The 25,961-nt window shown below is 69.1% G+C and carries 27 protein-coding genes; 15 read left to right on the top strand and 12 right to left on the bottom strand.

Annotated elements, in window-relative coordinates; genetic code table 11:
- Positions 1–8 precede the first annotated feature (8 nt).
- Positions 9–479: a (2Fe-2S)-binding protein gene (locus AC3WOH_RS32705; RefSeq protein WP_184856619.1), complete on the bottom strand. Its 471-nt coding sequence runs from the start codon at positions 477–479 to the stop codon at positions 9–11.
- A gap of 220 nt (positions 480–699) precedes the next feature.
- Here AC3WOH_RS32705 and AC3WOH_RS32700 point away from each other — a divergent pair, with 220 nt between their 5' ends.
- Positions 700–1,848, top strand: coding sequence for a helix-turn-helix domain-containing protein (locus AC3WOH_RS32700; RefSeq protein ID WP_492233500.1), 1,149 nt, complete (start codon positions 700–702; stop codon positions 1,846–1,848).
- Positions 1,849–1,857: 9 nt separating this feature from the next.
- Here the strand turns inward: AC3WOH_RS32700 and AC3WOH_RS32695 are convergent, their stop codons facing one another.
- Positions 1,858–2,637 (bottom strand): TOBE domain-containing protein, encoded by a 780-nt coding sequence (locus tag AC3WOH_RS32695; protein WP_492233499.1) that lies wholly within the window; start codon positions 2,635–2,637, stop codon positions 1,858–1,860.
- Positions 2,638–2,658: 21 nt separating this feature from the next.
- Positions 2,659–3,294, bottom strand: coding sequence for a LysE family translocator (locus tag AC3WOH_RS32690; RefSeq protein ID WP_492233498.1), 636 nt, complete (start codon positions 3,292–3,294; stop codon positions 2,659–2,661).
- A 129-nt stretch (positions 3,295–3,423) separates the two neighbouring features.
- Between AC3WOH_RS32690 and modA the strand changes: the two genes are divergently transcribed.
- The 7 genes from modA (at position 3,424) to AC3WOH_RS32655 (ending at position 9,735) form a co-directional block, all read left to right on the top strand.
- Positions 3,424–4,182 (top strand): molybdate ABC transporter substrate-binding protein, encoded by a 759-nt coding sequence (gene modA / locus AC3WOH_RS32685; RefSeq protein WP_492233497.1) that lies wholly within the window; start codon positions 3,424–3,426, stop codon positions 4,180–4,182.
- A gap of 31 nt (positions 4,183–4,213) precedes the next feature.
- Entirely contained in the window at positions 4,214–4,894 is a 681-nt protein-coding gene (modB, locus tag AC3WOH_RS32680; protein WP_184856623.1) for a molybdate ABC transporter permease subunit, read from the top strand.
- Positions 4,891–5,979, top strand: a complete 1,089-nt coding sequence (gene modC, locus AC3WOH_RS32675; protein WP_492233496.1) for a molybdenum ABC transporter ATP-binding protein — start codon at positions 4,891–4,893, stop codon at positions 5,977–5,979. The genes modB and modC overlap by 4 nt, the downstream gene beginning before the upstream one ends.
- A gap of 78 nt (positions 5,980–6,057) precedes the next feature.
- Positions 6,058–7,761: an EAL domain-containing protein gene (locus tag AC3WOH_RS32670; RefSeq protein WP_492233495.1), complete on the top strand. Its 1,704-nt coding sequence runs from the start codon at positions 6,058–6,060 to the stop codon at positions 7,759–7,761.
- The gene (locus AC3WOH_RS32665; RefSeq protein ID WP_492233494.1) at positions 7,758–8,894 is read left to right on the top strand and encodes a saccharopine dehydrogenase NADP-binding domain-containing protein; all 1,137 of its coding nucleotides are present in this window, start codon (positions 7,758–7,760) and stop codon (positions 8,892–8,894) included. The genes AC3WOH_RS32670 and AC3WOH_RS32665 overlap by 4 nt, the downstream gene beginning before the upstream one ends.
- Entirely contained in the window at positions 8,891–9,259 is a 369-nt protein-coding gene (locus AC3WOH_RS32660) for a DoxX-like family protein (RefSeq protein WP_492233493.1), read from the top strand. The genes AC3WOH_RS32665 and AC3WOH_RS32660 overlap by 4 nt, the downstream gene beginning before the upstream one ends.
- Complete coding sequence (locus AC3WOH_RS32655; protein ID WP_184856628.1) at positions 9,256–9,735, top strand: DUF2269 family protein; 480 nt, start codon at positions 9,256–9,258, stop codon at positions 9,733–9,735. Before AC3WOH_RS32660 ends, AC3WOH_RS32655 begins: the two co-directional genes overlap by 4 nt.
- A gap of 15 nt (positions 9,736–9,750) precedes the next feature.
- Here the strand turns inward: AC3WOH_RS32655 and AC3WOH_RS32650 are convergent, their stop codons facing one another.
- From AC3WOH_RS32650 to AC3WOH_RS32640, 3 genes are read right to left on the bottom strand one after another with little or no spacing between them, the layout of a single operon-like run.
- The gene (locus AC3WOH_RS32650; protein WP_492233492.1) at positions 9,751–10,584 is read right to left on the bottom strand and encodes an ABC transporter substrate-binding protein; all 834 of its coding nucleotides are present in this window, start codon (positions 10,582–10,584) and stop codon (positions 9,751–9,753) included.
- Positions 10,581–11,336, bottom strand: a complete 756-nt coding sequence (locus AC3WOH_RS32645) for an ABC transporter ATP-binding protein (RefSeq protein ID WP_492233491.1) — start codon at positions 11,334–11,336, stop codon at positions 10,581–10,583. The genes AC3WOH_RS32650 and AC3WOH_RS32645 overlap by 4 nt, the downstream gene beginning before the upstream one ends.
- Positions 11,333–12,070, bottom strand: a complete 738-nt coding sequence (locus tag AC3WOH_RS32640) for an ABC transporter permease (protein WP_492233490.1) — start codon at positions 12,068–12,070, stop codon at positions 11,333–11,335. Before AC3WOH_RS32640 ends, AC3WOH_RS32645 begins: the two co-directional genes overlap by 4 nt.
- 50 nt (positions 12,071–12,120) lie before the next feature.
- Between AC3WOH_RS32640 and AC3WOH_RS32635 the strand changes: the two genes are divergently transcribed.
- From AC3WOH_RS32635 to AC3WOH_RS32620, 4 genes are all read left to right on the top strand, one after another.
- The gene (locus AC3WOH_RS32635) at positions 12,121–13,233 is read left to right on the top strand and encodes a substrate-binding domain-containing protein (protein WP_492233489.1); all 1,113 of its coding nucleotides are present in this window, start codon (positions 12,121–12,123) and stop codon (positions 13,231–13,233) included.
- Positions 13,234–13,379: 146 nt separating this feature from the next.
- Positions 13,380–13,919: a TRAP transporter small permease subunit gene (locus AC3WOH_RS32630; RefSeq protein WP_492233488.1), complete on the top strand. Its 540-nt coding sequence runs from the start codon at positions 13,380–13,382 to the stop codon at positions 13,917–13,919.
- Positions 13,920–14,035: 116 nt separating this feature from the next.
- Complete coding sequence (locus tag AC3WOH_RS32625) at positions 14,036–15,571, top strand: TRAP transporter large permease (RefSeq protein ID WP_492233487.1); 1,536 nt, start codon at positions 14,036–14,038, stop codon at positions 15,569–15,571.
- Positions 15,572–15,594: 23 nt separating this feature from the next.
- A complete protein-coding gene (locus AC3WOH_RS32620; protein WP_184856634.1) occupies positions 15,595–16,089 on the top strand; it encodes a hypothetical protein in 495 nt (164 codons plus the stop codon).
- A gap of 46 nt (positions 16,090–16,135) precedes the next feature.
- Here the strand turns inward: AC3WOH_RS32620 and AC3WOH_RS32615 are convergent, their stop codons facing one another.
- Complete coding sequence (locus AC3WOH_RS32615) at positions 16,136–16,588, bottom strand: winged helix-turn-helix transcriptional regulator (protein WP_492233486.1); 453 nt, start codon at positions 16,586–16,588, stop codon at positions 16,136–16,138.
- Between the two features lie 118 nt (positions 16,589–16,706).
- Between AC3WOH_RS32615 and AC3WOH_RS32610 the strand changes: the two genes are divergently transcribed.
- A complete protein-coding gene (locus tag AC3WOH_RS32610; RefSeq protein WP_492233485.1) occupies positions 16,707–17,912 on the top strand; it encodes an MFS transporter in 1,206 nt (401 codons plus the stop codon).
- 51 nt (positions 17,913–17,963) lie between these two features.
- Here the strand turns inward: AC3WOH_RS32610 and AC3WOH_RS32605 are convergent, their stop codons facing one another.
- From AC3WOH_RS32605 to xseB, 5 genes are all read right to left on the bottom strand, one after another.
- Positions 17,964–19,046, bottom strand: coding sequence for a TRAP transporter substrate-binding protein (locus AC3WOH_RS32605; protein ID WP_184856637.1), 1,083 nt, complete (start codon positions 19,044–19,046; stop codon positions 17,964–17,966).
- A gap of 384 nt (positions 19,047–19,430) precedes the next feature.
- Positions 19,431–20,513, bottom strand: a complete 1,083-nt coding sequence (locus AC3WOH_RS32600) for a TRAP transporter substrate-binding protein (protein WP_492233484.1) — start codon at positions 20,511–20,513, stop codon at positions 19,431–19,433.
- A 180-nt stretch (positions 20,514–20,693) separates the two neighbouring features.
- The gene (gene dxs, locus AC3WOH_RS32595; protein ID WP_492233483.1) at positions 20,694–22,577 is read right to left on the bottom strand and encodes a 1-deoxy-D-xylulose-5-phosphate synthase; all 1,884 of its coding nucleotides are present in this window, start codon (positions 22,575–22,577) and stop codon (positions 20,694–20,696) included.
- Positions 22,578–22,688: 111 nt separating this feature from the next.
- On the bottom strand, positions 22,689–23,645 hold the full coding sequence (locus tag AC3WOH_RS32590) for a polyprenyl synthetase family protein (RefSeq protein WP_492233482.1): 957 nt from the start codon (positions 23,643–23,645) through the stop codon (positions 22,689–22,691).
- Entirely contained in the window at positions 23,642–23,884 is a 243-nt protein-coding gene (xseB, locus tag AC3WOH_RS32585; RefSeq protein ID WP_184856641.1) for an exodeoxyribonuclease VII small subunit, read from the bottom strand. Before xseB ends, AC3WOH_RS32590 begins: the two co-directional genes overlap by 4 nt.
- Before the next feature lie 328 nt (positions 23,885–24,212).
- On the opposite strand from xseB, the gene AC3WOH_RS32580 reads away from it, so the two are divergent.
- Both AC3WOH_RS32580 and AC3WOH_RS32575 read left to right on the top strand, forming a co-directional pair.
- Positions 24,213–25,343 carry an aromatic ring-hydroxylating oxygenase subunit alpha gene (locus tag AC3WOH_RS32580; protein WP_492233481.1) on the top strand — a complete coding sequence of 377 codons (1,131 nt, stop codon included), beginning with the start codon at positions 24,213–24,215 and terminating at the stop codon, positions 25,341–25,343.
- Positions 25,344–25,607: 264 nt separating this feature from the next.
- Positions 25,608–25,961: EamA family transporter (locus AC3WOH_RS32575; RefSeq protein ID WP_492233480.1), on the top strand; the 354-nt coding region annotated here is incomplete at its 3' end.

Here is a 25,961-nt window from a genome sequence, read left to right as displayed (position 1 = left end):
GACGTGACTCAGGCGGATGCCATGGCTTTTTGGCCATGCTGCACCGCGCGCACGATGTTCTGGTAGCCGGTGCAGCGGCAGATGTTGCCCTCCAGCAGCTCGCGGATCTCGCCCTCACTGGCCTTGGGGTGGTGCGTGCACAGGTCGACCGCGCTCATCACCATGCCCGGGGTGCAGAAGCCGCACTGCAGGCCATGGCACTCCTTGAAGGCCGCCTGCATGGGGTGCATGCTGCCGTCGGCCGCGGCCAGGCCTTCGATGGTCTGCACCTGGGCGCCCTGGGCCTGCACGGCCAGCATGGCGCAGGATTTCACCGCGCGGCCGTTGACATGCACAGTGCATGCGCCGCACTGGCTGGTGTCGCAGCCCACGTGCGTGCCGGTGAGCATCAGGTGCTCGCGCAGCGCGTGGACCAGCAGGGTGTTGGGGGGGACGTCAACGCTGGCCGGCTGGCCGTTGACGGTGAACTGGACTTGCATCTGGCTGTCTCCTCGAGGGGTGTTGGCTGGATCTGCAAGCCGCATCTTGGTCCGGGCACGGGGCCGGATTCCTAGGGTGAACCCTAGCTTGGCGCCGGCCGGGCGCGGATATTCTCAAATTGAAACATGCTGCAGTGCACACCGGCGCATCATGCGCACTGCACACCGAAGCACCCCGCAGTGGGTGCACCGGCCCGCCACCCCACGGGAGTCGTAGTCCATGCTGTCCGCCGCTGCCGTCACGCCATCGACCGATGAGCGCCAGGCCCTGATCGCCCGCGCCCGCACTGCCCTGTTCAGCCAGGGCCAGGTGCCTGCCGCGCTGGGCATCGAGCCCTGGATCGTGCGCTCCTGGCAGCGCTGCATGGCCCAGGGCCAGTCGCCACGCCAGCGCGTGGCCTTCGACCTGGTGAGCGCCGCCACGCTGCGCGGCGTGGCCGAGCAGCACCGCCACCTGCTGCAGGCCGCACGCCCGGTGCTCGGCCACCTCACGCGCGCCATTGCCGGCATGCACTATTTCGCGGTGCTCACCGATGCGCGCGGCGTGGTGGTGGACGTGCAGGGCGCGCTCGACCACCGCGACGCGCGGGTGCATGCCATCGGCCGCGTCGGCATCGACCTGTCGGAAGCGGCCGTGGGCACCACCGCCATCGGCGCTGCCCTGGCCGAGCTGCAACCCGTGTGGCTGCACCGGGGCGAGCATTTCTTCGACGACAACACCCATTACAGCTGCGCGGGCGCCCCCCTGTTCGACCCCGAGGGCCGCTGCGCCGGCATGCTGGACCTGACCGGCGTGGACGTGCCCGAGCGGCCCGAGCTGCGCCACCTGGTGGACCGCTCGGCCCGCGCCATCGAGGATGCCCTGCTGCTGCAGCGCCCCCATGCCCTGCTGCTGCGCCTGAACTGGCCCGGCAGCACCCTGGGCGGCGAAGGCGACGGCCTGGTGCTGCTGGACGCCGACGGCTACCTGCTGGGCAGCAACCGCACGGCGCGCCAGTTGGTGCCCCAGCCGCTGCGCGCACCAGGCAGCAGGGCCCATGCCAGCGAGCTGCTGGCCCTGCCCTGGCCCCTGCTGTTCGACGCGGCGCAGCGCCAGCACGCAGGTGCCGCGCCGCTGGACCTGCCGCTGTGGTCGGGCCTGCGCCTGCAGGGCATGGCCCTGGCGCCCCGGCAGGGCCATGCCCTGCGCACCCTGCTGAGCAGCTCTGCGGCACCGGCCGTGGCCGCAGCGCCGCTGCGCGAGGCCGAGACCGCGCTCATCCGCCAAGCGGTGACGGAGGCGCGTGGCAATGTGGCCGAGGCGGCGCGCGCACTGGGCATCAGCCGCGCCACGGTGTACCGCAAATTGGGTGCCCCAAAGGGGCACTGACCTGGGCGCTCAGCCCTGTGCGAGCGCGATCACGACGGCGTTGTCCTCCACCACCAGCAGCACCCGGCTGCCGGCGCGCAGGCCGCTGTCGGGTGCGGCAAAACCCACCATCTGGATGCCCCCGTCCAGCTCGGCAGACACTTCATCGCCCGATTCCCCCCGCACCACGCGCACCGCCCTGGCGGGCAGCCGGCAGATGCCGGGTACGGCCGGTGGCAGGTCTTTCGCGGCGCGCTCCACGCGCACCGCCGTGGCCTTGCACAGGGCCTGCACCGCCAGGCCGGGCGCGAGGCCCAGCAGTTCGACACTCTCCAATGTGATGCGGGCGCTGAGGAAAGCCGCCTCCCCGCCGTCGCCCTGCCCCAGGTGCACGCGCACGATCTGGCCCAGCGGCTCCAGCCGCTGCACCGTGCAGGGCCACTGGTTGCGCATGCTGGTGCGCACCGCCAGGCGGGCTGCCGCCGGGCCGGCGCGGCCCTCCCAGCGGGCCAGCACGGCGCTGCGCGCCACGGCCATGGCATCGGCCGCGGCCAGCAGTTGGTGGCCAGCCTCGGTCAGTTGCGCACCACCGCCGCCGGCGCCCCCCACGGCACGGTCCACCAGCGGCGTGCCGGCCAGGTTGGTCAGGGTGTCGAGCGCCTGCCAGGCGGCCTTGTAGCTCACGCCGACGGCGCGCGCGGCCTGCGAGATGGAGCCGCCCGCGCCGATCTCGCGCAGGATGGCGATGCGCTTGTCGGCCATGTCATGGCCGAGCGCGCCCGCAAAGGAGACGGGAGGGGTGCCAGGCATCGGAGGGGCGCGGTGCCTTGCCTAGCGCCGGTTGCCCAGCGCCAGCACCGAGATGCCCGAGGCGATGAAGGTGACGCCGGCTCCGTTGTTGAGCCACTTGGTGGCGCGCGGCCGGCGTACCAGCCAGCCCGAGAGCTGCGCGGCGCAACTGCCCAGCACCGAGAAGATGATCGCCGTGAGCACCGCGAAGATGGCGCCGTACACCAGCATCTGCGTGGCCACCGGGCCGCGCGACGCATCGACGAACTGGGGAATGAAGGCCAGCACGAACAGCCCCGGCTTGGGGTTGAGCACATTGGAGAACAGGCCCACGCCGAACACCTTGGCCAGCGGCTGCCGCGCGGCGGGCGCGAACGAGATCAGATTGCCCGAGGTCAGCGCCTTGAAGCCCAGGTACAGCAGGTAGGCCGCGCCTGCGACCTTCACGGCCCAGAAGGCCAGTGGCGAGGCCTGCACGATGAGCGTGAGCCCCAGCGTGGCGGCCACCGTGTGCACCATGATGCCCAGGCCCGCGCCGATGGAGGACAGCACCGCCGCCAGGCGCCCCTGGCTCAGGCCGCGGCTGATGGCCAGGATGTTGTCCGGCCCCGGCGCGAAGACCACGACGATCACGGCAACGAGGTAGGCGGCAAGGATTTCGGTGGGGAACATCGGCATGGTGGGCACAGTGTAGGGGATCGCCGGGGGAATACCGCCACGCGGCAAAAGGGCTGCCAGCGCAACGCAGGCACTGCTTTTATACTTTCGCTATTCCATCAATGAACAGCGCTTGCGCGCCCTAACGCCATGCAGATGCCTGCCGCCCGCCTTCTTTCCGTTCTCAGCCTGGCCCTGGCCGCAGCCGCCTCGGCCCATGCCGAACAGGTCTCGGTCGCCGTGGCCGCCAACTTCACGGCCCCCATGCAGAAGATCGCGGCCGCCTTCGAGGCCGACACCGGCCACAAGGCCGAGCTGTCATTCGGCGCCACGGGCAAGTTCTATGCGCAGATCACCAATGGCGCGCCGTTCCAGATCCTGCTGTCGGCCGACGACACCACGCCGGCCAAGCTCGAACGCGAAGGCAAGGTGGTGGCCAACTCGCGCTTCACCTACGCCATCGGCACCCTGGTGCTGTGGAGCGCCAAGGACGGCTATGTCGACGACAAGGGCGCCGTGCTCAAGACCGGCGACTTCAAGCACCTGGCCATCGCCAACCCCAAGCTGGCCCCTTACGGCCTGGCCGCCACGCAGGTGATGGACAGGCTCGGACTCACGGCCACGCTGCAGCCACGCTTCGTGCAGGGCGAGAACATCGCGCAGACCTACCAGTTCGTGGCCACCGGCAATGCGCAACTGGGCTTTGTCGCGCTGTCGCAGGTGATGGTGGACGGCAAGATCGCCCAGGGCTCGGCCTGGCAGGTGCCGGCCGACATGCACGAACCGATCCGCCAGGATGCGGCGCTGCTGGAGACGGGCAAGGGCAATGCGGCGGCCACGGCGCTGATGCAGTACCTGAAAGGCGACAAAGCCAAGAACATCATCAAGTCTTACGGCTATAGTTTCTAACTAGTTCCCCCGCGCTCCCTCGCTACTGTCCATGCCCTTTTCCAGCGCCGATCTTGCGGCCATCGGCCTCACGCTTCGGCTCGCGGGCACCACCATGGCGCTGCTGCTGGTGCTGTGCACGCCGCTGGCCTGGTGGCTGGCGCACACCTCTTCGCGCTGGCGCGGGCCGGTGTCGGCCGTGGTGGCGCTGCCACTCGTGCTGCCGCCCACGGTGATCGGCTTTTACCTGCTGGTCACCATGGGGCCCAACGGCCCCATCGGGCAGTTCACGCAGTGGCTGGGTGTGGGCGCCCTGCCCTTCACCTTCTGGGGGCTGGTGGCGGGTTCGCTGATCTACTCGCTGCCGTTCGCGGTGCAGCCGCTGCAGGCGGCGTTCGAGGCCATCGGCAACCGGCCGCTCGAAGCCGCGGCCACGCTGGGCGCCGGGCCGCTGGACCGCTTCTTCACCGTGGCCCTGCCGCTGGCGCGCCCGGGCTTCATCACCGCAGCCATCCTGAGCTTTGCGCACACCGTGGGCGAATTCGGCGTGGTGCTCATGCTGGGCGGCAACATCCCGGGCGTGACGCGCGTGGTTTCGGTGCAGATCTACGACCATGTGGAGGCCCTTGAATACACCCAGGCGCACTGGCTGGCAGGGGGCATGGTGGTCTTCTCCTTCCTGGTGCTGCTGGGCCTGAACCTCACACGCCGCCGCGCGTCCATGGTGTCATGAGCGCCGCCGAAGAGATCCGCGCGCGCCTGCGGGTATCGCGCCCGGGCTTCACGCTCGACGTGGACCTGCAGCTTCCCGGGCGCGGCGTCACCGCCCTCTTCGGCCCCTCGGGCTGCGGCAAGACCACCAGCCTGCGCGCCATCGCGGGCCTGCTGCGCGCGCAGCAGGCCACCGTGGTGGTCAACGGCGAGGTCTGGCAGGACGACGCGGCACGCATCTGGCGCCCCACGCACCAGCGCGCGCTGGGCTATGTGTTCCAGGAAGCCAGCCTGTTCGAGCACCTGAGCGTGCGCGGCAACATCGACTATGGCCGCAGGCGCACGCCGAAAGAGCGGCACACCGTGGCGCTGGACCACGCCGTGGACCTGCTGGGCATCGCCCACCTGATGGACCGCAAGCCCCACGCCCTGTCGGGTGGCGAGCGCCAGCGCGTGGCCATGGCGCGGGCCCTGGCCACGGGCCCGCGCGTGCTGCTGATGGACGAGCCCCTGGCCGCGCTGGATGCCCAGCGCAAGGCCGAGGTCCTGCCCTACCTGGAGCGGCTGCACCAGGCGCTGGACATCCCCGTGCTGTACGTGAGCCATGCCATCGACGAGGTGGCGCGCCTGGCCGCGCACATGGTGCTGATGCAGGACGGCCGGGTGCTGGCCAGCGGACGCACCGAGGACATGCTGGTGCGGCTGGACCTGCCGCTGGCGCATGGCGATGCGGCCGCCTCGGTGGTCGAGGGCACGGTGCTGCGCCACGACGCGCACGACCACATCACCAGCGTGCAGTTCGCCGGCGGCCAGCTGCTGCTGGCCAGCCCCAGCGCATGGCCGGCCGGCGCCCCGGTGCGCCTGCGCATCCAGGCGCGCGATGTGAGCCTGGCGCTGGCCGCGCCGGTGGACACCAGCATCCTCAACATCCTGCCCGCCACCGTGGTGCAGGTGGATGCGGACAGCCCCGGCCAGTGCATGGTGGCACTCGATGCCGGCCCCACGCGCCTGCTGGCCCGGGTGACGCAGCGCTCGGCCCAGGCCCTGGCGCTGGCGCCGGGCAAGGCGGTCTTTGCCCAGGTCAAGGGCGTCGCGGTCGTGAACTAGGGCCACGGACATCCCCCAGGGCCTGGTCATCGCCAGGTCGTATGATGACTGCACAAGATTTTGGGGGGTAGGGTCAGAATGTTTTCCATCGGGCATGACACCACGCAGCTGTTCGCCGTGGGCTTTCCGCCATTGCTACACAGCCTGCTGTTCTGGATCTTTGCCTCCCTGGTCGTGCACGTGTGCCAGCGGCTCGTGGAGCACACGGCCTTTGCCATCGACCCGTCGAGCCGGCGCATCAGCGCCTCGCATGCCGCCCTGTGCATCGGCTGCATCGTGTGGGCGCTGGATGTGGTGGGCATGCTCATGTATGCCGAGCTGGCCGGCCACACGCTGGGCCTGGTGCCGGCACTCACGGGCCTGGTCATCATGGCGCTGAGTGCGCGGCTCACGGTCCCCGCGCTGAGCACCAGCACCAGCAAGGCGCGCATCCTGGTCGCAGGCGCCGGGCTGTCGCTGGGCATGCTGGCCGCGCACTTCACCATCTCCGAAGGCTATGTATCGAGCTATGCGCGGGTGAACGGCCTGGCCATCGTGCTGGCGCTGGCCACGGCCATCGGCATCGCCGCCTACACCTCCATACGCCACCGCGCCGCCAAGATGAAGGCGCTGACGCGCATCTACATTCCGCAGCAGTGGCACGACAAGCTGCTGGCCGGCGCCGCCATCCTGGTGCTGCACTGGCTGCTGGTGAACACCTTTCCGCTGGAATGGCCCGACAGCGCCGCCGCCACCGACGGGGTGGCGCTGCTGGTGATCGTGCTGCTGTTCGGCATGGCCATCGCCACGGAGCAGCTGAGCAACATGCGCTTTGACCAGGCGCGCCAGCAGCTGCTGCGCCGCGGCCTGTCGCTGATGCGCACCGCAAGCTACGAGGTGCCGGCGCCCGAGGGCGACATCCAGCTGTCGCTGATCGCGGACCAGTTGCCCGTGCTGCTCCAGGCCCGGCAGCTGGCGCTGCATTTCCAGCCCATCGCCGACCTGGCGAGCGGCGAGCTGCAGTTCGAGGCGCTGCTGCGCGTGCGCAGCGAACTTTTGGGCCCGCTGCATCCCGAGGCCTTTCTGCTGGTCTGCGAACTGCAGGGCAAGACTCCTTTGGTGGACCGGCTGATCCTGGTCAACGCCATGGCGTGCGCCTGCCAGTGGCGCAGCGAGGGCATGGACCATGCGAGGTTCAGCGTGAATGTGGCGCCCGCCACCCTGCTCGAAGAAGACTTTGCGCCCTGGCTGCAGGCCGAACTCACCCGCCATGCCCTGCCCGGCAGCAGCCTGCGGCTGGAGCTGACCGAGCATGCCCTGATCGCCAGCGGCCCGCGCATGCTCGCCTCCATCCGCCAGCTGCAGGCCATCGGCGTGGGCGTGCTGATGGACGACTTCGGCGCCGGGTATTCCTCGCTGGGCATGCTGGCCGACCTGCCGATTGCCGGTATCAAGTGCGACCGCCTGTTCGTGCGCCAGCTGGCCCAGGATCCACGGCGCCAATCGCTGCTGCGGCATGTCGGTGCCTTGGCCGGCGAGTTCGGCCTGTCGGTGGTGGTGGAGGGGGTGGAGACCGCCTCCGAGCTGCAGGCCCTGGCGGCCTGCGGCATTCCCACCATCCAGGGCTACGTGTTCTGCAAGCCCATGCCGGCCGCCGAGGTGCCCGGCTGGCAACGCGCCCAATGGCCCCAGCACCTGGCCGCACTGCGGGCGCAGCGGGGCCCGGCCGCATCCCCGGCCCCCCATGGCAGCCCCGCACCGGCGCCCGGCTGGGTGCCGCAGCCCCGGGAGGCCCGCCCATGAGTGCCGCACCGCTGACCGTGCTGGTGCTCGGGGGCTATGGCAACTTCGGCGCGCGCATCTGCCGCGCGCTGGCCGGCGACCCCGGCATCCACCTGCTGGTGGCCGGCCGCAGCGCCGCCCAGGCCCAGGCCCTGGCGGCCACGCTGGGGCCCGGCACCCGGGGCGTCGCGCTGGACCACGGCGCCCCCGGCCTGGTGCAGGCCCTGCAGGCACTGGGCGTGGGCCTGGTGGTCCACACGGCCGGGCCGTTCCAGGCACAAGGGTATGCGGTGGCCGAGGCGGCCGCCGACGCCGGGGCGCACTACATCGACCTGGCCGATGGGCGCCGCTTCGTCTGCGACTTCCCCGCAGCGCTGCAGGCCCGCTTCGCGGCCGCGGGGCGCACGGCGGTCTGCGGCGCCAGCACGGTACCGGCCCTGTCCTCGGCCGTGGTGGACCAGCTGTGCGCCGGCTGGCAACGCATAGCCAGCATCGACATCTGTATCGCCCCGGCCCAGCGCGCACCACGTGGCCAGGCCACGCTGGCGGCCGTGCTCAGCTACTGTGGCGGCGCCATCGCCGTGTGGGAAGACGGGCGCTGGCAGGACCGGCTCGGCTGGGCCCGGCCCACGCGCGTGCAGTTCCAGCGGCTGCGCCCGCGCTTGGCGGCGGTGTGCGACATCCCCGACCTGGAGCTGCTGCCCGCCCACTACCGTGTCACGCAGCGCGTGAGTTTTCGCGCCGCGCTCGAGGTGGGCCTGGCCCAGCGCGCCTTTGCTGCGCTCGCGGCGTTGCGCGCCTGGGGCCTGCTGCGCCGCCCCGAGCGCCTGGCCGGGCTGATGCACCGCACGGGCGGGGTCTTCGACTTCCTGGGCACGCCGCTGGGCGGCATGGTGGTGCGCGTGGCCGGTACCGATGGCGAGGGCGTGGCACGGCGCCGCGCCTGGCACATTGCCGCCGACCATGACCACGGCCCCGAGATCCCCTGCATGGCCGCCATCCTGCTGGCGCGCCAGCTCGCCCGTGGCCAGGAAGCCTTGCCCATCGGCGCCCACACCTGCACCAGCCTGCTGCCGCTGGCAGCCTTCGCGCCCGAGTTCGCGAAATGGGGCATGGTGACGGACGTGGTGGAAGAAGAGGCCACCGCCCCATGAGCGCCGCCCAGCACCGCCTGCTGCGCCACAGCCTGGTCTTCGTCTGGCTCGCCACCGCCATCGTCAGTGTGTGGGAGCTCGACGGCCAGAGCCGGCAATTGCTGGCCACCCTGCCGTTCAACCACCCGCAGGTCGTCACGGCCCTGGTGCTGGCCGGTGCCGCCGCCGATGCCGTGGTGGGCCTGTGGATCGCACTGCGCCCCGGCCGCGCCGCCTACGCCGCCGCACTCGTGCTGATGGGGGTGATGACGCTGCTGGCCACGGCCATCGAACCGGGCTGGTGGCTGCACCCCTTCGGCCCGCTGACCAAGAACCTGCCGATCGCCGCCATCCTGGTGGTGCTGCTGCGCGAGCCCACGCCATGAGCCTGTACCTGACCCTCAAGTGGATGCACATCGTCTCCAGCGTGCTGCTGGTGGGCACGGGCCTGGGCTCGGCCTACTACATGTTCTTTGCCAACCGCAGCGGCAACGTCCAGGCGCAGGCCGTGGTCAGCCGCCTGGTGGTGCGGGCCGACTGGTGGTTCACCACGCCCACGGTGTTCATCCAGCCCGCCACCGGGCTGGCCATGGTGCACATGGCCGGGCTGCCCCTGTCCACGCCCTGGCTCGCGCTCTCGCTCGGGCTGTATGTGCTGGCCGGCCTGTGCTGGCTGCCCGTGGTGTGGCTGCAGCTGCGCATGCGGGCCCTGGCCCAGCAGGCGGCCGACGCCGGCAGCGATGCCCTGCCCGCCACCTACTGGCGCTATGCGCGCTGGTGGGAAGCGCTGGGCTACCCGGCGTTCGTGGCCATGGTGGTGGTGTTCTACCTCATGGTGGCTAAGCCCAGCCTCGGGTTCTGAGCCCGCCGCGCACGCTCACTTGCCGGCGTTCGGGAAGAACAGCTGCTCGCCGCCGATCTTGTAGCCGGCGATGCTGGCCTGCCCGCCCGGCGAGACCACCCAGTCCACGAACTTCTGCGCGTCCTGCTGCTTGACCTGCGGGTGCTTGGCCGGGTTGACCACCATCACGCCGTACTGGTTGAACAGGCGCGTGTCGCCCTCCACCAGCACCACCATCTCGGCGCGGTTCTTGAAGTTGAGCCAGGTGCCCCGGTCGGCCAGCACATAGGCGCCGCTGGAGGCCGCGATGTTCAGCGCCGGGCCCATGCCGCAGCCGCACTCCTTGTAGCCGCTGCCCTTGGCCGCCTCGGCACCGGCAAGCTTCCAGTAGCGCAGCTCGGCGGCATGCGTGCCGCTCTTGTCGCCGCGCGAGATGAAGGCGGCGTTGCCGGCGGCCAGCTTCTTCAGCGCCTCGACGATGTCCTTGCCCTGCGTGCCCGCCGGGTCGGCCTTGGGGCCCACGAGAATGAAGTCGTTGTACATCACGGGGTAGCGCTTGACGCCCCAGCCCTCGGCCACGAACTTTTCCTCGGCCACCTGGTCGTGCACGAAGAGCACGTCGGCGTCGCCGCGGCGCGCCATGTCCAGCGCCTGGCCGGTGCCCAGGGCCACGACCTTGATGTCGATGCCGCTGGCCTTCTTGAACTCGGGCAGCAGGTGGCCGAACAGACCCGATTGCTCGGTGGAGGTGGTGGAGGCCATGGTGATCGTGGCCTGTGCCGATGCCGCGCCATGCGCGAGGGCCACGGCCAGTGCGACCGCAGGGGGAACGAAGAGCAGGCGCCGGCGGGCCATCGTGGGTTGTCTCATCCTATTTCTCCTTTGACGAACAGACGCGCGGCCTCCGGCAGGGGGCCGTTGAAAAAATCGTGCACCGGCAGGTCGGCCACGGCACGGCCCTGCTCCAGGTAGACCACGCGGCTGGCCAGGCGCTTGACCTGGCCCAGGTTGTGGCTGCTGAACACCATGGTCACCGCCGGCCCACCACCATCGGCCGGCGCTGCAGGGCCTGCCAGGTCGGCCATCAGGCTTTCGACCTCGCGCTTGGCATGCGGGTCCAGGCTGGCCGTGGGCTCATCGAGCAGCAGCACCGCAGGCCGCAGGGCCCAGGCCCGCGCCAGCGCCACGCGCTGCTGCTGGCCGCCCGAGAGCGTGCGCGCGTTCTGCAGGGCGATGGCCTCCAGCCCCACGCGCCGCAGCGCCACCAGGGCTTCGGCCCGCGCCGCGCGCCAGGGCGTGCCGCGCAGCCACAAGGCCAGCGCCACATTGTTCTGGGCACTGGTGCGCAGCATGTGCGGGCGCTGGAACAGCATGGCCTGGCGCTGCGCGGCATCGCGCCGCACCTGGCCGGCACTGGGCCCGACCAGGCCGTGCAGCACGCGCAGCAGGGTGCTCTTGCCGCTGCCGTTGGCCCCCACCAGGGCCACGCGCTCGCCCGGGGCGATGCGCAGGTCGATGTCGGCCAGGGCCTGCACGCGCCCATAGCGCACGGCCACGCCCTGCAGCGCAATCAGGGGGTGCGCGAGGGGCTGGGCGACGGGCAGGGGCTCCGGGTGCCTCATGCCGCCACCCCCACCAGGGCATCGGGGGCGCCACCGTCCACGCGCTCGCGCCAGCGGCGCAACAGCGCGATCAGCACATTGAGCGCCAGCACCACACCCAGCAGCACCAGGCCCAGCGCCAGCGCCAGCGGCAGGTCGCCCTTGCTGGTCTCCAGCGCGATGGCCGTGGTCATGACGCGCGTGAAGCCATCGATGTTGCCCCCCACGACCATCACCGCGCCGACTTCGGAGATGGCGCGGCCGAACGCGGCGATCAGCACCGTGAGCAGGGCGTAGCGCTCGTCCCAGGCCAGCAGCAGGCTGCGCAGCAGGCTGCCCGCGCCCAGCGAGCGCAACTGCTCGCCATGGGCGCGCTCGGCATCTTCGACCACCTGGCGCGTGAGCGCAGTGACCACCGGCAGCACCAGGAGGGCCTGGGCCAGCACCATGGCCTTGAAGCTGAACAGCCAGCCCAGGGCCCCGAACGGGCCGCTGCGCGACAGCAGCAGGTAGACCACCAGCCCCACCACCACCGAGGGCACGGCCAGCAGGGTGTTGAGCAGCGCCAGCACCGCGCCCCGGCCCGCGAACCGGGCCACGCCCAGCCAGGCCCCGAGCACCAGGCCTGCGGCGCAGGCCAGCGCACAGGCCGTGGCGCTGACCGACAGGGAGCGGCCGACGATGGTCCACAGCGCCGGATCCCCCGACAGGGTCAGTTCGAGGGCAGTGGCGGCGCTTTGCGTCAGGGTGGACATGGCTTGGGCTATCGTATGGACCTCCACCATTCCCAGCGATATGAACGTCCGTGCATAGGGTCCAGCTTCACTACACGCTCAGCCGCGATGCGGGCGACACCCAGATCCGCAACCCCCTGCCCGAGCTGCTGCAGGCGGTGGCCGAGCAGGGCTCCATCTCGGGCGCCGCGCGCGCGCTCGAACTGTCCTACCGCCATGTCTGGGGCGCCCTCAAGCGCTGGGAGGAGCAGTTGGGTGGCGAGCTGATCATCTGGGGCAAGGGCCAGTCCGCCCAGCTCAGCGAGTTCGGGGCCAAGCTGCTGTGGGCCGAGCGCCAGGCCCAGGCGCGCCTGGCGCCCCAGATCGCCGCCCTGCATGCCGACCTGGAGCGCGCCTTCGCCGTGGCCTTCGACGACCAGGCCCATGTGCTCACCATGTACGCCAGCCACGACGATGCGCTGGCCGCGCTGCGCGCCTACGCGGCCACGCCGGGAGAAACCGGTGCCCTGCACCTGGACATCCGCTTCACCGGCAGCGTGGACGCGATCCGCGCACTCAACGAGGGCCGCTGCACGATGGCCGGCTTCCACACGCGCGAAACACCGGCTGCCGACTCGCTGGCCGCCCGCACCTACAAGCCCCTGCTCAAACCGGGGCACCACAAGATCATCGGGTTTGCCCAGCGCACCCAGGGGCTGATCGTGGCACGCGGCAACCCGCTGGGCCTGCAGTCCCTGGCCGACGTGGCGCGCCAGCAGGCACGCTTCGTGAACCGGTCCCTGGGCACCGGCACACGGGTGCTGCTGGACGAGCTGCTCGCACAATCCGAACTGGGCCCCGGCGACCTGCAGGGTTACGAGCGCCACGAGCCCTCGCACACGGCCGTGGCCCAGGCGGTGGCTGCCGGCACGGCCGATGTGGGCATGGGCATCGAGCTCGCAGCCCACGCCCGGGGCCTGGGCTTCGTGCCCCTGGTGCAGGAGCGCTACCACCTGGCCTGCCTCAAGTCCACGCTGGAGCAGCCGGCCACCCGGGCCCTGCGCGACCTGTTGCAGACTGCGGCCTGGCAGGCCCAGATGGCGGCACTGCCCGGCTATGTGCCCATGCACTCTGGCGAAGTGCTGTCCATGAGTGCCGTGCTGCCCTGGTGGCAGTTCGTCCGGCCCAAGCCCGCGCGGGCGTGATCCTGGCGGGGGGTGCCTGAGGAAAACCCTATCTCCGCGCGTCAGGCTTTCTTCAGCGCCCAGCGGGTACCATCCGCGTTACTTTCAGACACCCGGCAGCGTTTCGGGTGCGTCTGCGCTCTTTTCAAAACCCCAGGAGACACAAGGTGTCAGCACTTCTCAAATTGGCTTTGGGCATGGACTGGATTTCCAGCCAGCTCAGCAAGGTGGCAACGTGGACCGTGCTTGCAGCGGCCATGATCTCGGCAGGCAATGCCTTCGTGCGCTATGGCCTGGACTACAGCTCCAACGCCTGGCTGGAGATCCAGTGGTACCTGTTCGCCGCCACGGTGATGATGGGCGCCCCCTTCGTGCTGTACATGAACGAGCATGTGCGCGTGGACATCGTCTACGGCAAGCTGCGCGGCAACAAGCAGGTGTACGTGGACATCGCCGGTCTGGCCCTGTTCCTGCTGCCCGCCATGGGCCTGATCGCCTACCTGAGCTGGCCCTTTTTCCTGCGCGGCTTCGTCTCTGGCGAAATGTCGGGCAACTCCGGCGGGCTGATCCGCTGGCCCGCCCTGCTGCTGCTGCCCGTGGGCTTTGGCCTCATGTTCCTGCAGGGTGTCTCCGAGATCGTCAAGCGGGTGGCCCACCTGCGCGGCATCTACCAGATGAACACCCACTACGAGAAGCCGGTGCAATAACGGGGGCCGATGAACACCCCATCGTGACACGGCAGTCCTTTCTGCGCAGCCCGCCGGCACTACCCGCCCGCTAGCGCCCGACTGCCCCCCATTCCCGGAATTTCAGGAACACAACTATGCATATGGAAAACTTCGCCCCGATCATGTTCGCGGGGCTGGTGCTGGTGATGCTGATCGGCTTCCCCGTCGCCTTCTCCCTGGCCGCCCTCGGGCTGGCCTCGGGCTTCTTCGCCATCGAGATGGGCTGGTTCCCGGCCGTCTTCATGTCCAACCTGCCGATCAACATCTTCGGCATCTTGAGCAACGAGCTGCTGCTCGCCATCCCATTCTTCACCTTCATGGGCGCCATCCTCGAGAAGTGCGGCCTGGCGGAGGACATGCTCGACTCCATGGGCCAGCTGTTCGGCACCGTGCGCGGCGGCCTGGGCTACTCGGTCATCATCGTGGGCTTCATCCTGGGCGCCATCACCGGCACCGTGGCCGGCCAGGTGATCGCCATGGCCCTGATCTCGCTGCCCGTGATGATCCGCTACGGCTACAACATGCGCTACGCCACCGGCGTGCTGGCGGCCTCGGGCACCATCACGCAACTGGTGCCGCCCTCGCTGGTGCTGATCGTCATGGCCGACCAGCTCGGCCGCTCGGTGGGCGACATGTACCGCGGCGCCTGGGGCCCCTCCATCCTGCAGGTGCTGATCTTCGCGGGCTACACCTTCCTGCTGGGCGTGTTCAAGCCCCACTATGTGCCGGGCATCCCCAAGGAAGCGCGCACCATGTCGGGTGCCAAACTGTGGCTCAAGTGCCTGCGCGGCATCATCCCCTCGGCCCTCTTGATCTTCGCCGTGCTCGGCTCCATGGGTGGCCTGCCCGGCATCGACACCGCCATCGCCACCCCGACCGAAGCCGGTGCCATGGGCGTGGTGGGCGCCATGATCCTGGCCGCCATCCACAAGCGCCTGAACTGGGCGCTGCTGTGGGAAGCCATGCAGGGCACCATGCGCCTGACGGCCATGGTGGTGTTCATCCTGATCGGTGCGCGCGTGTTCTCCATGGTGTTCCAGGGCGTGGACGGCGCCAAGTGGGTCGAGCACATGCTCTCGGGCCTGCCCGGCGGCCAGATCGGCTTCCTGATCGCGGTGAACCTGTTCATCTTCTTCCTGGCCTTCTTCCTCGACTTCTTCGAGATCGCCTTCATCATCCTGCCCATGCTCGGCCCGGTGGCCGACAAGCTCGGCATCGACCTGATCTGGTTCGGCGTGCTGCTGTGCGTGAACATGCAGACCAGCTTCATGCACCCGCCCTTCGGCTTTGCACTGTTCTACCTGCGCGGCATTGCCAACACGCTGTTCAAGGAAGGTCGCATTCCCAAGCCGGTGCTCTCCAGCGACATCTACCTGGGCTCCATTCCCTGGGTGATCATGCAGCTGCTGCTGGTGGCCATCGTGATCTTCGTGCCCCAGACCGTGACCATGTTCCTGCCCAAGGCCGAGGTCATCGACACCGACAAGGTGCAGATCGAGGTGCCTGCAGACGACCTGATGAACAACGACGCGCCGAGCGCCGGCGAGAACCCCTTCGGCGACACGGCTCCAGCCGCCTCGGACGCAGCCCCTGCGGCCGCCGCGCCTGCGGGCTCCGACGCCAAGCAGTGAGCAGGCCAGTGGCGAGCCTTTCCATGCTGAACCAGACCCCCATGATGGCGCCGGAACCCTTTCGCTTCACCCCGCAAGGGGGTGAGGTGGTGGGCTCGGCCTTCTCGCCGACCTTCCGGGCGCTGGCCACGGTGATCGTGGGCGGCTGCGCCATCTGGTTCGCCCAGCTGTGGTCGCGCGGCGCCCTGGGCTCCAGCACGGGCGTGAGCACCGGCGCGGGCTGGTTCATTGCCGGCCTGGTGCTCATGGCCTGGACCTGGTGGAGCATCATGGTCAGCCGCACGCGCATCAGCAAGGACGGCCTGCACCAGCGCTGGGTCTGGGACAAAGCCTTGCCCTTCGACGATCTGGCCTACGCCAAGCTGATCCGCGTGCCGGGCTTGGGCTGGCTCATCGCGCCGCGCCTGTACGTGCGCACGCTGGCCGGCAAGTTCACCGTGTTCTACGGTGCCACGCCGGCCCTGATCCAGGAATTCGAGCGCGTCAGCGCCGAACTCAAGGCCTTCCGCAGCTTCTAAGCGCTGACCTGCCTGCCCCTCGAAACCGCGCCCTGGCGCGGTTTTTTCATGGTGTCGCGGGCTTGTGCACTGCCGTTTGCCAGGGGCCGAGCACCTGGCCGCCGGCCCCGTGCGGCTGCATCGGGGCGATGGGCTGGCCCGTGGCCTGCTCCAGCAGTTGCGAACGCGGCTCGCCGGGACTGAACAGGTGCTGCTCGCCCCACTGGCGCAGGGCCACCACCACCGGGAACAGCTGCTCGCCACGGGGGGTGAGCACATACTCCTGGTAGGAGGTTCCATCGGAGGCCGGCTGCACGGCCAGGACGCCCTCCTCCACGAGCCTGCGGAGGCGGTCCGCGAGGATGCTGCGGGCCACGCCCAGCCCGCGCTGGAAGTCGCCGAAGCGGCGCGTGCCGTCGAAGGCGTCGCGCACGATCAGCAGGCTCCAGCGGTCGCCCACGAGGTCGAGCGACCGCGCCACGGGACAGGTTTCGGCCATAGCACTCTTGCGTTGGGACATGGAGGGATCCGGTGGATGGCACCACCCACACGGGTGTCTTTGTCGATACGAGTTTCATTTTAAGACTGGTCTGCCTAGAATCAAACCAGTCTTATTTTGAAACCACATTACCAACACCATGCCCCCCTCCCCACCCACCGCAGCCCCCATGCCCCGCGCACTGGTCACGCTGTTTGCCTGCGCCAGCGGGCTCTCCGTCGCCAACGTCTACTACGCCCAGCCCCTGCTCGATGCGCTCGCCGCCGACTTCGGGATCCGCCAGGCCGCCGTGGGCGGGGTCATCACGGCCACGCAGGTGGGCTGCGCCCTGGCCCTGGTGCTGCTGGTGCCCCTGGGCGACCGCATGGACCGGCGGCAGCTGATGCGATGGCAGTGCGCGGCCCTGGTGGCCGCGCTGCTGGGCACGGCCCTGGCCACCTCGCCCGGGGCCCTGCTGGCAGGCATGCTGGCGCTGGGCCTGCTGGGCACGGCCATGACCCAGGGCCTGATCGCCTTTGCCGCCACCGCTGCCGCCCCGCAGGAGCGCGGCCATGTGGTCGGCGCGGCCCAGGGCGGTGTGGTCATCGGCCTGCTGCTGGCGCGGGTGGCGGCCGGCCTGCTGGCCGACCTGCTCGGCTGGCGCGGGGTCTACCTGGCGTCGGCCCTGGCCATGCTGGCCCTCACCGCCCTGCTCTGGCGCGCCCTGCCTGCGGCACCGGCGCCAGCAGGCCGACTCTCCTACCCGGCCCTGGTGCACTCCATGTTCAGCCTGCTGCGCACCGACCGCGTGCTGCTGGTGCGCGGCACCCTGGCCCTGCTGGTCTTCGCGGCCTTCAGCACCTTCTGGAGCGCCATGGTGCTGCCACTGCGCGAGGCGCCCCACGCCCTGTCGCACAGCGCCATCGGCGCCTTCGGCCTGGTCGGTGCCCTGGGCGCCCTGGCCGCCACCCGCGCGGGGCGCTGGGCCGACCGGGGCCTGGCCCAGCGTGCCACGGCAGGCGCACTGGTACTGCTGGCCGTGGCCTGGCTGCCGCTGTGGCTCCTGCCCCATTCGCTGGGGTGGCTGGTGCTGGGCGTGGTGCTGCTGGACCTGGGCGTGCAGGCTATCCACGTGACCAACCAGGCGCTCATCCTGCGCGGCGATGCCAGCGCCCACGGCCGCCTGGTCGGCTGCTACATGCTGTTCTACGCCGCCGGCAGCGGGCTGGGGGCGGCGGCCTCCACGGCCGCGTTCGCCGCCTGGGGATGGAGTGGCGTCTGCGCGCTGGGCCTTGCCGTCAGCACGGCGGCAGGGGCATTCTGGATGGCAAGCCGGCCGCAGCAGCGCCAGGAAATTCGGGCATAAAAAAACCGCGCCGAAGCGCGGTTCCTTGGGCAATGACAGGCCGTGGCCGTATCAGAGCTTCACGGTCTGCATGTAGCTGTCGAAACGGCTTTCGGCCACGCGGAACCATGCCACCTGGTCACGCTGGAAGGCACGGAAGTCGGCGAAGATCTTCTTCCACTCGGGGCTCTTCGCATCGTTCTCGGCGTACACCTCTTGCGAGGCCTTGAACGAAGCGTCCAGCACGTCCTTGGTGAAGGGCAGGAGCTTGATCTTGGCACCGATCAGCTGCTTCAGGGCCACGGGGTTGCGGGCGTCGTACTTGGCCAGCATGTCCACCGAAGCCTGGGCCGATGCGGCGGCCACGATGGCCTTGTTCTCGGGCGACAGCGCGTCGAAGGCCTTCTTGTTGATGAAGAAGTCCACTTCAGGACCGCCTTCCCACCAGCCGGGGTAGTAGTAGTGCGGCGCGACCTTGTTGAAGCCCAGCTTCTGGTCGTCGTACGGACCGACCCACTCGGCCGCATCGATCGTGCCCTTTTCGAGGGCCTGGTAGATTTCGCCGCCAGGCAGGCTCTGGGGCACCACGCCCAGCTTGGTCATCACGTCACCGACCAGGCCACCACCCAGGCGCATCTTCAGGCCCTTGAGGTCGGCGGTCGACTTGATTTCCTTGCGGAACCAGCCACCCATCTGGGTGCCCGTGTTGCCGCCGGCAAAGCTCAGCATGCCATAGCCGGCATAGAACTCGTCCAGCAGCTTGCGGCCGTTGCCGTGCAGCATCCAGGCATTCATCTGGCGTGCGTTCATGCCGAAAGGAATGGCCGAACCGATGGCGAACGCGGGGTTCTTGCCATAGAAGTAGTAAGGCACGGTGTGGCAGGCTTCCACGGAGCCTTGCTGCACGCCGTCGACCACGCCGAAGGGAGGCATCAGCTCGCCACCGGCGTGCACGGAGATTTCGAACTTGCCGCCCGACATGGCCTTGACCGCGTTGGCAAACACTTCAGCGCCACCATAGATGGTGTCCAGCGGCTTGGGGAAGCTCGAAGCCAGGCGCCAGCGCACGGCAGCCTGCGCATGCACGGCAGGTGCCACACCCGCGGCCAGCACACCGGCGATACCGGCATGCTTGATGATAGAACGACGATCCATGAGTTTCTCCGAATACTTGTGATTGCACACCCTGGCACACAGGCCGGTCGCCCGAGGCCAAGAACCTTCTAGCCGGATCGATTGTAGGAACATGCCCCCCTGTGGATTTGCGGGTTTTCCCGTGAAAGCCCGCCCCCCGCACGAGGGCTTCAGGGTTCTGCAAGCATCGGCGCACGCCGGTCAAAACCGGCGCGCCCCACACCAGGGCAGCCGTGCAAGGGCCGCCCCGCCGCACCGGCTGCGTCCCCCTTCCCGAATCGCAAAGCGAATCGAGAGAAGGGGCTGAGGGTCGCGGCTCCGAGCCTGCCTGCGCAGGCTTGGACGTGCCCGAAGAGCCGCCGCCTCTGGCGGCGGTGCCGAGGCGCGCAGCGCCTCAGGGGGATGTCATATCTTCTGCGCCGACATGAAACTGTCGAAGCGCACTTCCGCAAAGCGGAACCACAGGATCTGGTCGCGCTGGAAGTTGCGCATGTCCGCGTAGATCTTCTTCCACTCGGGGCTCTTCGCGTCGTTCTGCGCGAAGGTCTCCATCGATGCGCGGAAGGCGGCGTCCAGGATCGTCTGCGAGTACGGCAATACCTTGGTCTTGGCGGCCACCAGCTGCTTGAGCGCATTGGGGTTGAGCGCGTCATAGCGGGCCAGCATGTCGGTGTGCGCGATGGAGGCGGCCGCCTCGATGATGAACTTGTACTCGGGCGAGAGCGTGTTGTAGGCCTTGCGGTTCACGTACAGGTCGACCTCGGGCCCGCCCTCCCACCAGCCGGGGTAGTAGTAGTAAGGCGCCACCTTGTTGAAGCCCAGCTTCTGGTCGTCGTAGGGCCCGATCCACTCGGCCGCATCGATGCTGCCCTTTTGCAGGGCCTGGTAGATATCGCCGCCCGGAATGCTCTGTGGAATGGCCCCGAGCCGTGCCATGACCTCGGCCACCAGGCCGCTGCCCACGCGGATCTTCAGGCCCTTGAAGTCGGCCGGGTTGCGCACCTCGCGCAGGTACCAGCCGCCCATCTGCGTGCCGGTGTTGCCGCAGGCAAAGCTCACGATGTTGAAGCCCGCATAGAACTCGTTCATGAGCTTGCGGCCATTGCCGTGCAGCATCCACGCGCTCATCTGCCGGGCATTGAAGCCGAAGGGCACCGTGCAGCCCAGGGCGAATGCCGGGTTCTTGTCGTAGAAGTAGTAAGGCACGGCATGGCACATCTCCACCGTACCGTTCTGCACGCCGTCGACCACGTCGAAGGCGGGCATCAGTTCGCCGCCGCCATGCACGGAGATCTCGAACTTGCCGTTGGACAGGATGCGCACCGCGCGCGCAAACACCTCGGCGCCGCCAAAGATATTGTCCGAGGAGCGCGGGAAACTCGAGGCGATCCGCCACCGCAGCGTGGCCTGTGCATGCACGGCCGGCGCAACGCCCGCGGCCAGTACACCCGCAAGGCCGGTGTGCGTGATGAGCGAACGGCGATCCATACAGCGTGTCTCCTGTTTCCGCGGGGGTGGGGTGCGGCAGCGAGCGCTGCGCAGGAAGGTGGGATGCGCATGCAGATCCGTGCAGCGCGCCTGCATTGTAGGAGGTGCCCCGCCCAGGCGCTGTGCGGGTTTTCGACAGCACGACCGCGCCGCCGATGCACGGCCGGTGGGCCGATCCGCTCAGCCGAGGAAGCGCTCGCGCACCGCGCGCTCGATGCCCGCGGCATCGAGCCCCTGCAGCGACAGCAGCTTGGCCGGGTCGCCATGCTCGATGAACACATCGGGCAGGCCCAGTTGCAGCACCGGGCGCACGATGCCGGCGGCGTTCAAAGCCTCGGTCACGGCACTGCCCGCACCGCCCATCACCGCGCCCTCTTCCACCGTGACCAGCACATCGTGGCGTTCGGCCACATCGCGCAGCAGCTCCACATCGACGGGCTTGGCCCAGCGCATGTTGGCCACCGTGGCGTCCAGCGCCTCGCCGGCGTCGAGCGCGGGGTACAGCAGCGTGCCGAAGGCCAGGATGGCGATGCGCGGCCCGCCTTCGCCGGCCACGGCCTTGCGCTCGCGGCGGATCTCGCCCTTGCCGTAGGGCAGGCCTTCCAGGCCCGCGAGCGGCGCCACACCGGCCCCGCTGCCGCGCGGGTAGCGCACGGCCACGGGGTGGTCCTGCTCGAAAGCGGTGGTGAGCAGCTGTCGGCACTCGCGCTCGTCGGCCGGGCAGGCCATGCCCATGTTGGGAATGCAGCGCACGAACGGGATGTCGTAAGCACCGGCATGCGTGGCGCCGTCGGCGCCCACCAGGCCTGCGCGGTCGAGCGCGAACACCACGGGCAGGTTCTGCAACGCCACGTCGTGGATCAACTGGTCGTAGCCGCGCTGCAAAAAGGTCGAGTAGATGGCCACCACGGGCTTGAGCCCTTCACAGGCCATGCCGCCGGCAAAGGTCACGGCATGCTGCTCGGCGATGCCCACGTCGTAGTAGCGCTCGGGAAAGCGCTTTTCGAATTCCACCATGCCCGAGCCCTCGCGCATGGCGGGCGTGATGCCGACCAGGCGCTGGTCCTTGGCGGCCATGTCGCACAGCCATTGGCCAAAGACCTGGGTGAAGGTCTGCTTGGGCACCGTGGTGCTCTTGACCAGGCCCACGGCCGGGTCGAACTTGCCCGGGCCGTGGTAGGCCACGGGGTCGGCCTCGGCCAGCTTGTAGCCCTGGCCCTTCTTGGTGACCACGTGCAGGAACTGCGGGCCCTTGAGGCTCTTGATGTTCTCCAGCGTGGGGATCAGCGAATCCAGGTCGTGCCCGTCGATGGGGCCGATGTAGTTGAAGCCGAACTTCTCGAACAGCGTGGCCGGCACCACCATGCCCTTGGCCTGCTGCTCGAAGCGCTTGGCCAGCTCCAGCAGGGGCGGCACGGGGCGCAGCACGGTCTTGCCCACGTTCTTGGCGGCCGCGTAGAACTGGCCGCTCATGAGCTGGGCCAGGTAGCGGTTGAGCGCACCCACGGGCGGGCTGATGCTCATGTCGTTGTCGTTGAGCACCACGAGCAGGTTGGCATCGGCCACGCCCGCGTTGTTCAGCGCCTCAAAGGCCATGCCCGCGGTCATGGCGCCGTCGCCGATGATGGCCACGGCATGGCGGTTCTCGCCCTTGGTCTTGGCGGCCAGGGCCATGCCAAGTGCCGCCGAGATGCTGGTGCTCGAATGCGCCGTGCCGAAGGTGTCGTAGGGGCTCTCGGCGCGCTGCGGAAAGCCCGAGATGCCGCCCAACTGGCGCAGCGTCTTCATGCGGTCGCGCCGCCCGGTCAGGATCTTGTGCGGGTAGGTCTGGTGGCCCACATCCCACACCAGACGGTCCTCGGGGGTGTTGAACACATGGTGCAGGGCCACGGTCAGTTCCACCGTGCCCAGGTTGGAGCTCAGGTGCCCGCCCGTCTGCGACACGCTTTCCAGCACGAAGGCGCGCAGCTCGGCGGCCAGCGCCTTGAGCTCGGCCCGCGGCATGGCGCGCAGGTCCGCCGGGTCGTTCACGTTCTGCAGCAGGGGGTAGGGGGTCGTGGACATTGGCTATTCTTTTTCGGATCGATCAGTGCTCACGGGGCAAAGGGCAGCCCCCGGTGTGCGCCTGGTCTGGGTGCATCGTATCAACGGACGCAGGGAGTGCAGCCGCAGCCATCAATGCGTACGGTCCACCACCATGTCGGCCAGGGCGGCCAGCGCGCGGGTATCGGCCAGGCCGCTGCGCGCCAGGGCGGCATGGGCCTGCACCTGCAGTTCGCGCGCATAGGCCTGTGCCGGCGCCAGGCCGAGCAGGGAGACATAGGTGGGCTTGTCACTCGCGGCATCCTTGCCGGCCGTCTTGCCCAGCGTGGCGGAGTCGGCGATCACGTCGAGGATATCGTCCACCACCTGGAAGGCCAGGCCCATCACGGCGCCGTAGTCGGACAGGGCTTCGTGCGCCTGCGCGCTGGCGGGGCCGCAGGCCACGCCCATCATCACGCTGCCCTGCAGCAGCGCGCCGGTCTTCAGGCGGTGCATGTGGCGCAGTTGGTCTTCGGTCAGGGCCAGGCCCACGCTGGCCAGGTCGATGGCCTGGCCGCCGGCCATGCCGGCCGAACCGGCCGCGCGCGCCAGCAGGCGGCACAGCGTGGCCTGCATCCCGTCGGGCACGCTGCCATCGTCGGGGGTGAGCAACTCGAAGGCAAAGGCCTGCAGCGCATCGCCGGCCAAAAGGGCCTGGGCCTCGCCGAACTGCACGTGCACCGTGGGCTTGCCGCGGCGCAGCACGTCGTTGTCCATGCAAGGCATGTCGTCGTGCACCAGGGAATAGGCGTGGATCAGCTCGACGGCACAGGCGGCGCGCAGCGCCGCCCCGTCGGACACGGCATGCGCCGACGCCTCGACCTCGGCGCCGCTGCAGACGGCCTCCTCGGCCGCCAGCACCAGCAGCGGGCGCAGGCGCTTGCCGCCATCGAGCACCGCATAGCGCATGGCCTCGCCCAGGCCGGCGGGCGCGCCCTCGCCCACCCAGCGCGACAGGGCATGCTCCACCCGGGCCAGGTGGCGTTGGCTCCAGCCGGCCAGGTCAAAAGAAGAAGAGGGGGAGGTATTCACGGAAGGCGCGGCGCTCATTCGGGGGCCCAGGCGTTCAGGCCCGTCTCGTCAAGCACCTTGATCTGGTCCTGCACGGCATCGAGACGCTTGCGGCAAAAGGCCAGCAAGGCAGCGCCACGCTGGTAGCCCGCCAGCATCTGGTCCAGCGGCAACTGGCCCGATTCGATGCGGCCCACGAGCTGCTCCAGCTCTTCCAGCGCCGCTTCGTAGCTGGCAGGTTCTGCGGGGGGCGCGGCGGTGGCGGAGGCCTTGGGCATGGGTGGAGGCGGTGCACAGGCACCGCGAATGGAAAAACCGCTGATTTTAGGCCCAGCGCATGGCGTCCCTGCGCACAGCATCCCGGTTTGGAGAGCGCAGCCGGTCACCGCGGCAGCGGCGACACGGAGCACCCTGCCCCATCCAGGTGCGGGCCGCAGCCCGGGCGCCAATACACGCAGGGGGGGTGCGGGAATGGGGGCGGCGAATAACCCCATTGGCTATAATCCCATTCTCGTCCAGCCGGCCTATGAGCCGGTTTCTTTTTTTCCTCCAGATGTGCCAAGCGTGGCACACCTCCCTGTGGGGAGTCTTTAGGTCAGGTCATCCATGTCTGATTTAAGTCTTCAACTGCAGCAGGCCGCAAGCCAACTACCAGTTTCAAGCTATTTTGACCAGGCGCTGTTCCAGCGCGAGCTGGACACCATCTTCCAGCGCGGGCCCCGCTATGTGGGGCACCAACTGTCCGTGCCCCATGCGGGCGACTACCACACCCTGCCCCACGAGGCCGAGGGGCGCGCGCTGGTGCGCAATGCCCAGGGCGGGGTGGAGCTCGTCTCCAACGTCTGCCGCCACCGCCAGGCCGTGATGCTCAAGGGCCGCGGCTCACTGCACACCCAGCAAAAGGGCAGCGCCGGCGGCAACATCGTGTGCCCGCTGCACCGCTGGACCTACAACGCCAAGGGCGAGCTGCTGGGTGCACCGCACTTTGCCGACGACCCCTGCCTGAACCTCAACAACTACCCGCTGCGCGAGTGGAACGGCCTGCTGTTCGAGGACAACGGCTACGACGTGGCCGCCGACCTCGACGCCATGGGCCCGCGCGCCGACCTCGACTTCGAGGGCTATGTGCTCGACCACGTGGAGCTGCACGAGTGCAACTACAACTGGAAGACCTTCATCGAGGTCTACCTGGAGGACTACCACGTGGGGCCCTTCCACCCGGGCCTGGGCAGCTTCGTCACCTGCGATGACCTGCGCTGGGAGTTCGGCAAGAACTATTCGGTGCAGACCGTGGGCGTGGCCAACCGCCTGGGCAAGGCCGGCAGCCCCGTGTACGAGCGCTGGCACGAGGCCCTGCTGAACTACCGCGAAGGCAAGCCGCCCAAGCACGGCGCCATCTGGCTCACGCTGTACCCGCACATCATGGTGGAGTGGTACCCGCATGTGCTCACCGTGTCCACACTGCACCCCATCAGCCCGACCAAGACGCTGAACATGGTGGAGTTCTACTACCCCGAGGAGATCGCCGCCTTCGAGCGCGAATTCGTCGAGGCGCAGAAGGCCGCGTACATGGAGACCTGCATCGAGGACGACGAGATCGGCGAGCGCATGGACGCCGGCCGCAAGGCCCTGCTGGCGCGCGGCGACAATGAAGTGGGCCCTTACCAGAGCCCCATGGAAGATGGCATGCAGCATTTCCACGAGTGGTACCGCATGGCAATGGGAGAAATAGGCTAACCCCCTGAGTCGCTTCGCGCCTTCCCCCTCAGGGGGACGCCCCCATCGCGGCGGGGCGGCCCTTGCGCGGGGGCCCTGGCCTCTGGGCGCGCCAGTTTTATCGGCCAAGGGCGGTTCGCAAGCCCAATGGCCGCGAAAGAGGCGAACAGGCGGGTGAATACCTTGAAGTCTCCGGGTTCGCCTGAAATGCTCTCATTACAATAGCTGCCAGTGCTTGTTTTTCAGGCACGGCAGCTATTTTCACTTTCGACCCCCGATTTCCCCATGCAAGCCCTCTGGATGGTGTTGGCCGCGTTCCTTTTCGCCACGATGGGGGTGTGCGTGAAGATCGCTTCGGCCTATTTCAACTCTGCCGAACTGGTCTGCTACCGCGGCCTCATCGGCATGGTCATCCTGTGGCTGCTGGCGCGTTCGCAGAAGGTCACGCTGGGCACGGCCTACCCGGGCATGCATGCCTGGCGCAGCCTGGTGGGCGTGGCCTCGCTGGGTGCCTGGTTCTATGCCATCGCCCACCTGCCGCTGGCCACGGCCATGACGCTCAACTACATGAGCAGCGTGTGGATCGCGGCCTTCCTGGTCGGCGGCACCTTGCTGGGGGGGGGGGGGGGGGGGGGGGAG

Source organism: Acidovorax sp. FW305-C-20-28 (genome assembly GCF_058783375.1).
Note: the sequence above shows the minus strand (reverse complement) of the source record. Positions and strands in the feature narration are given on the sequence as shown.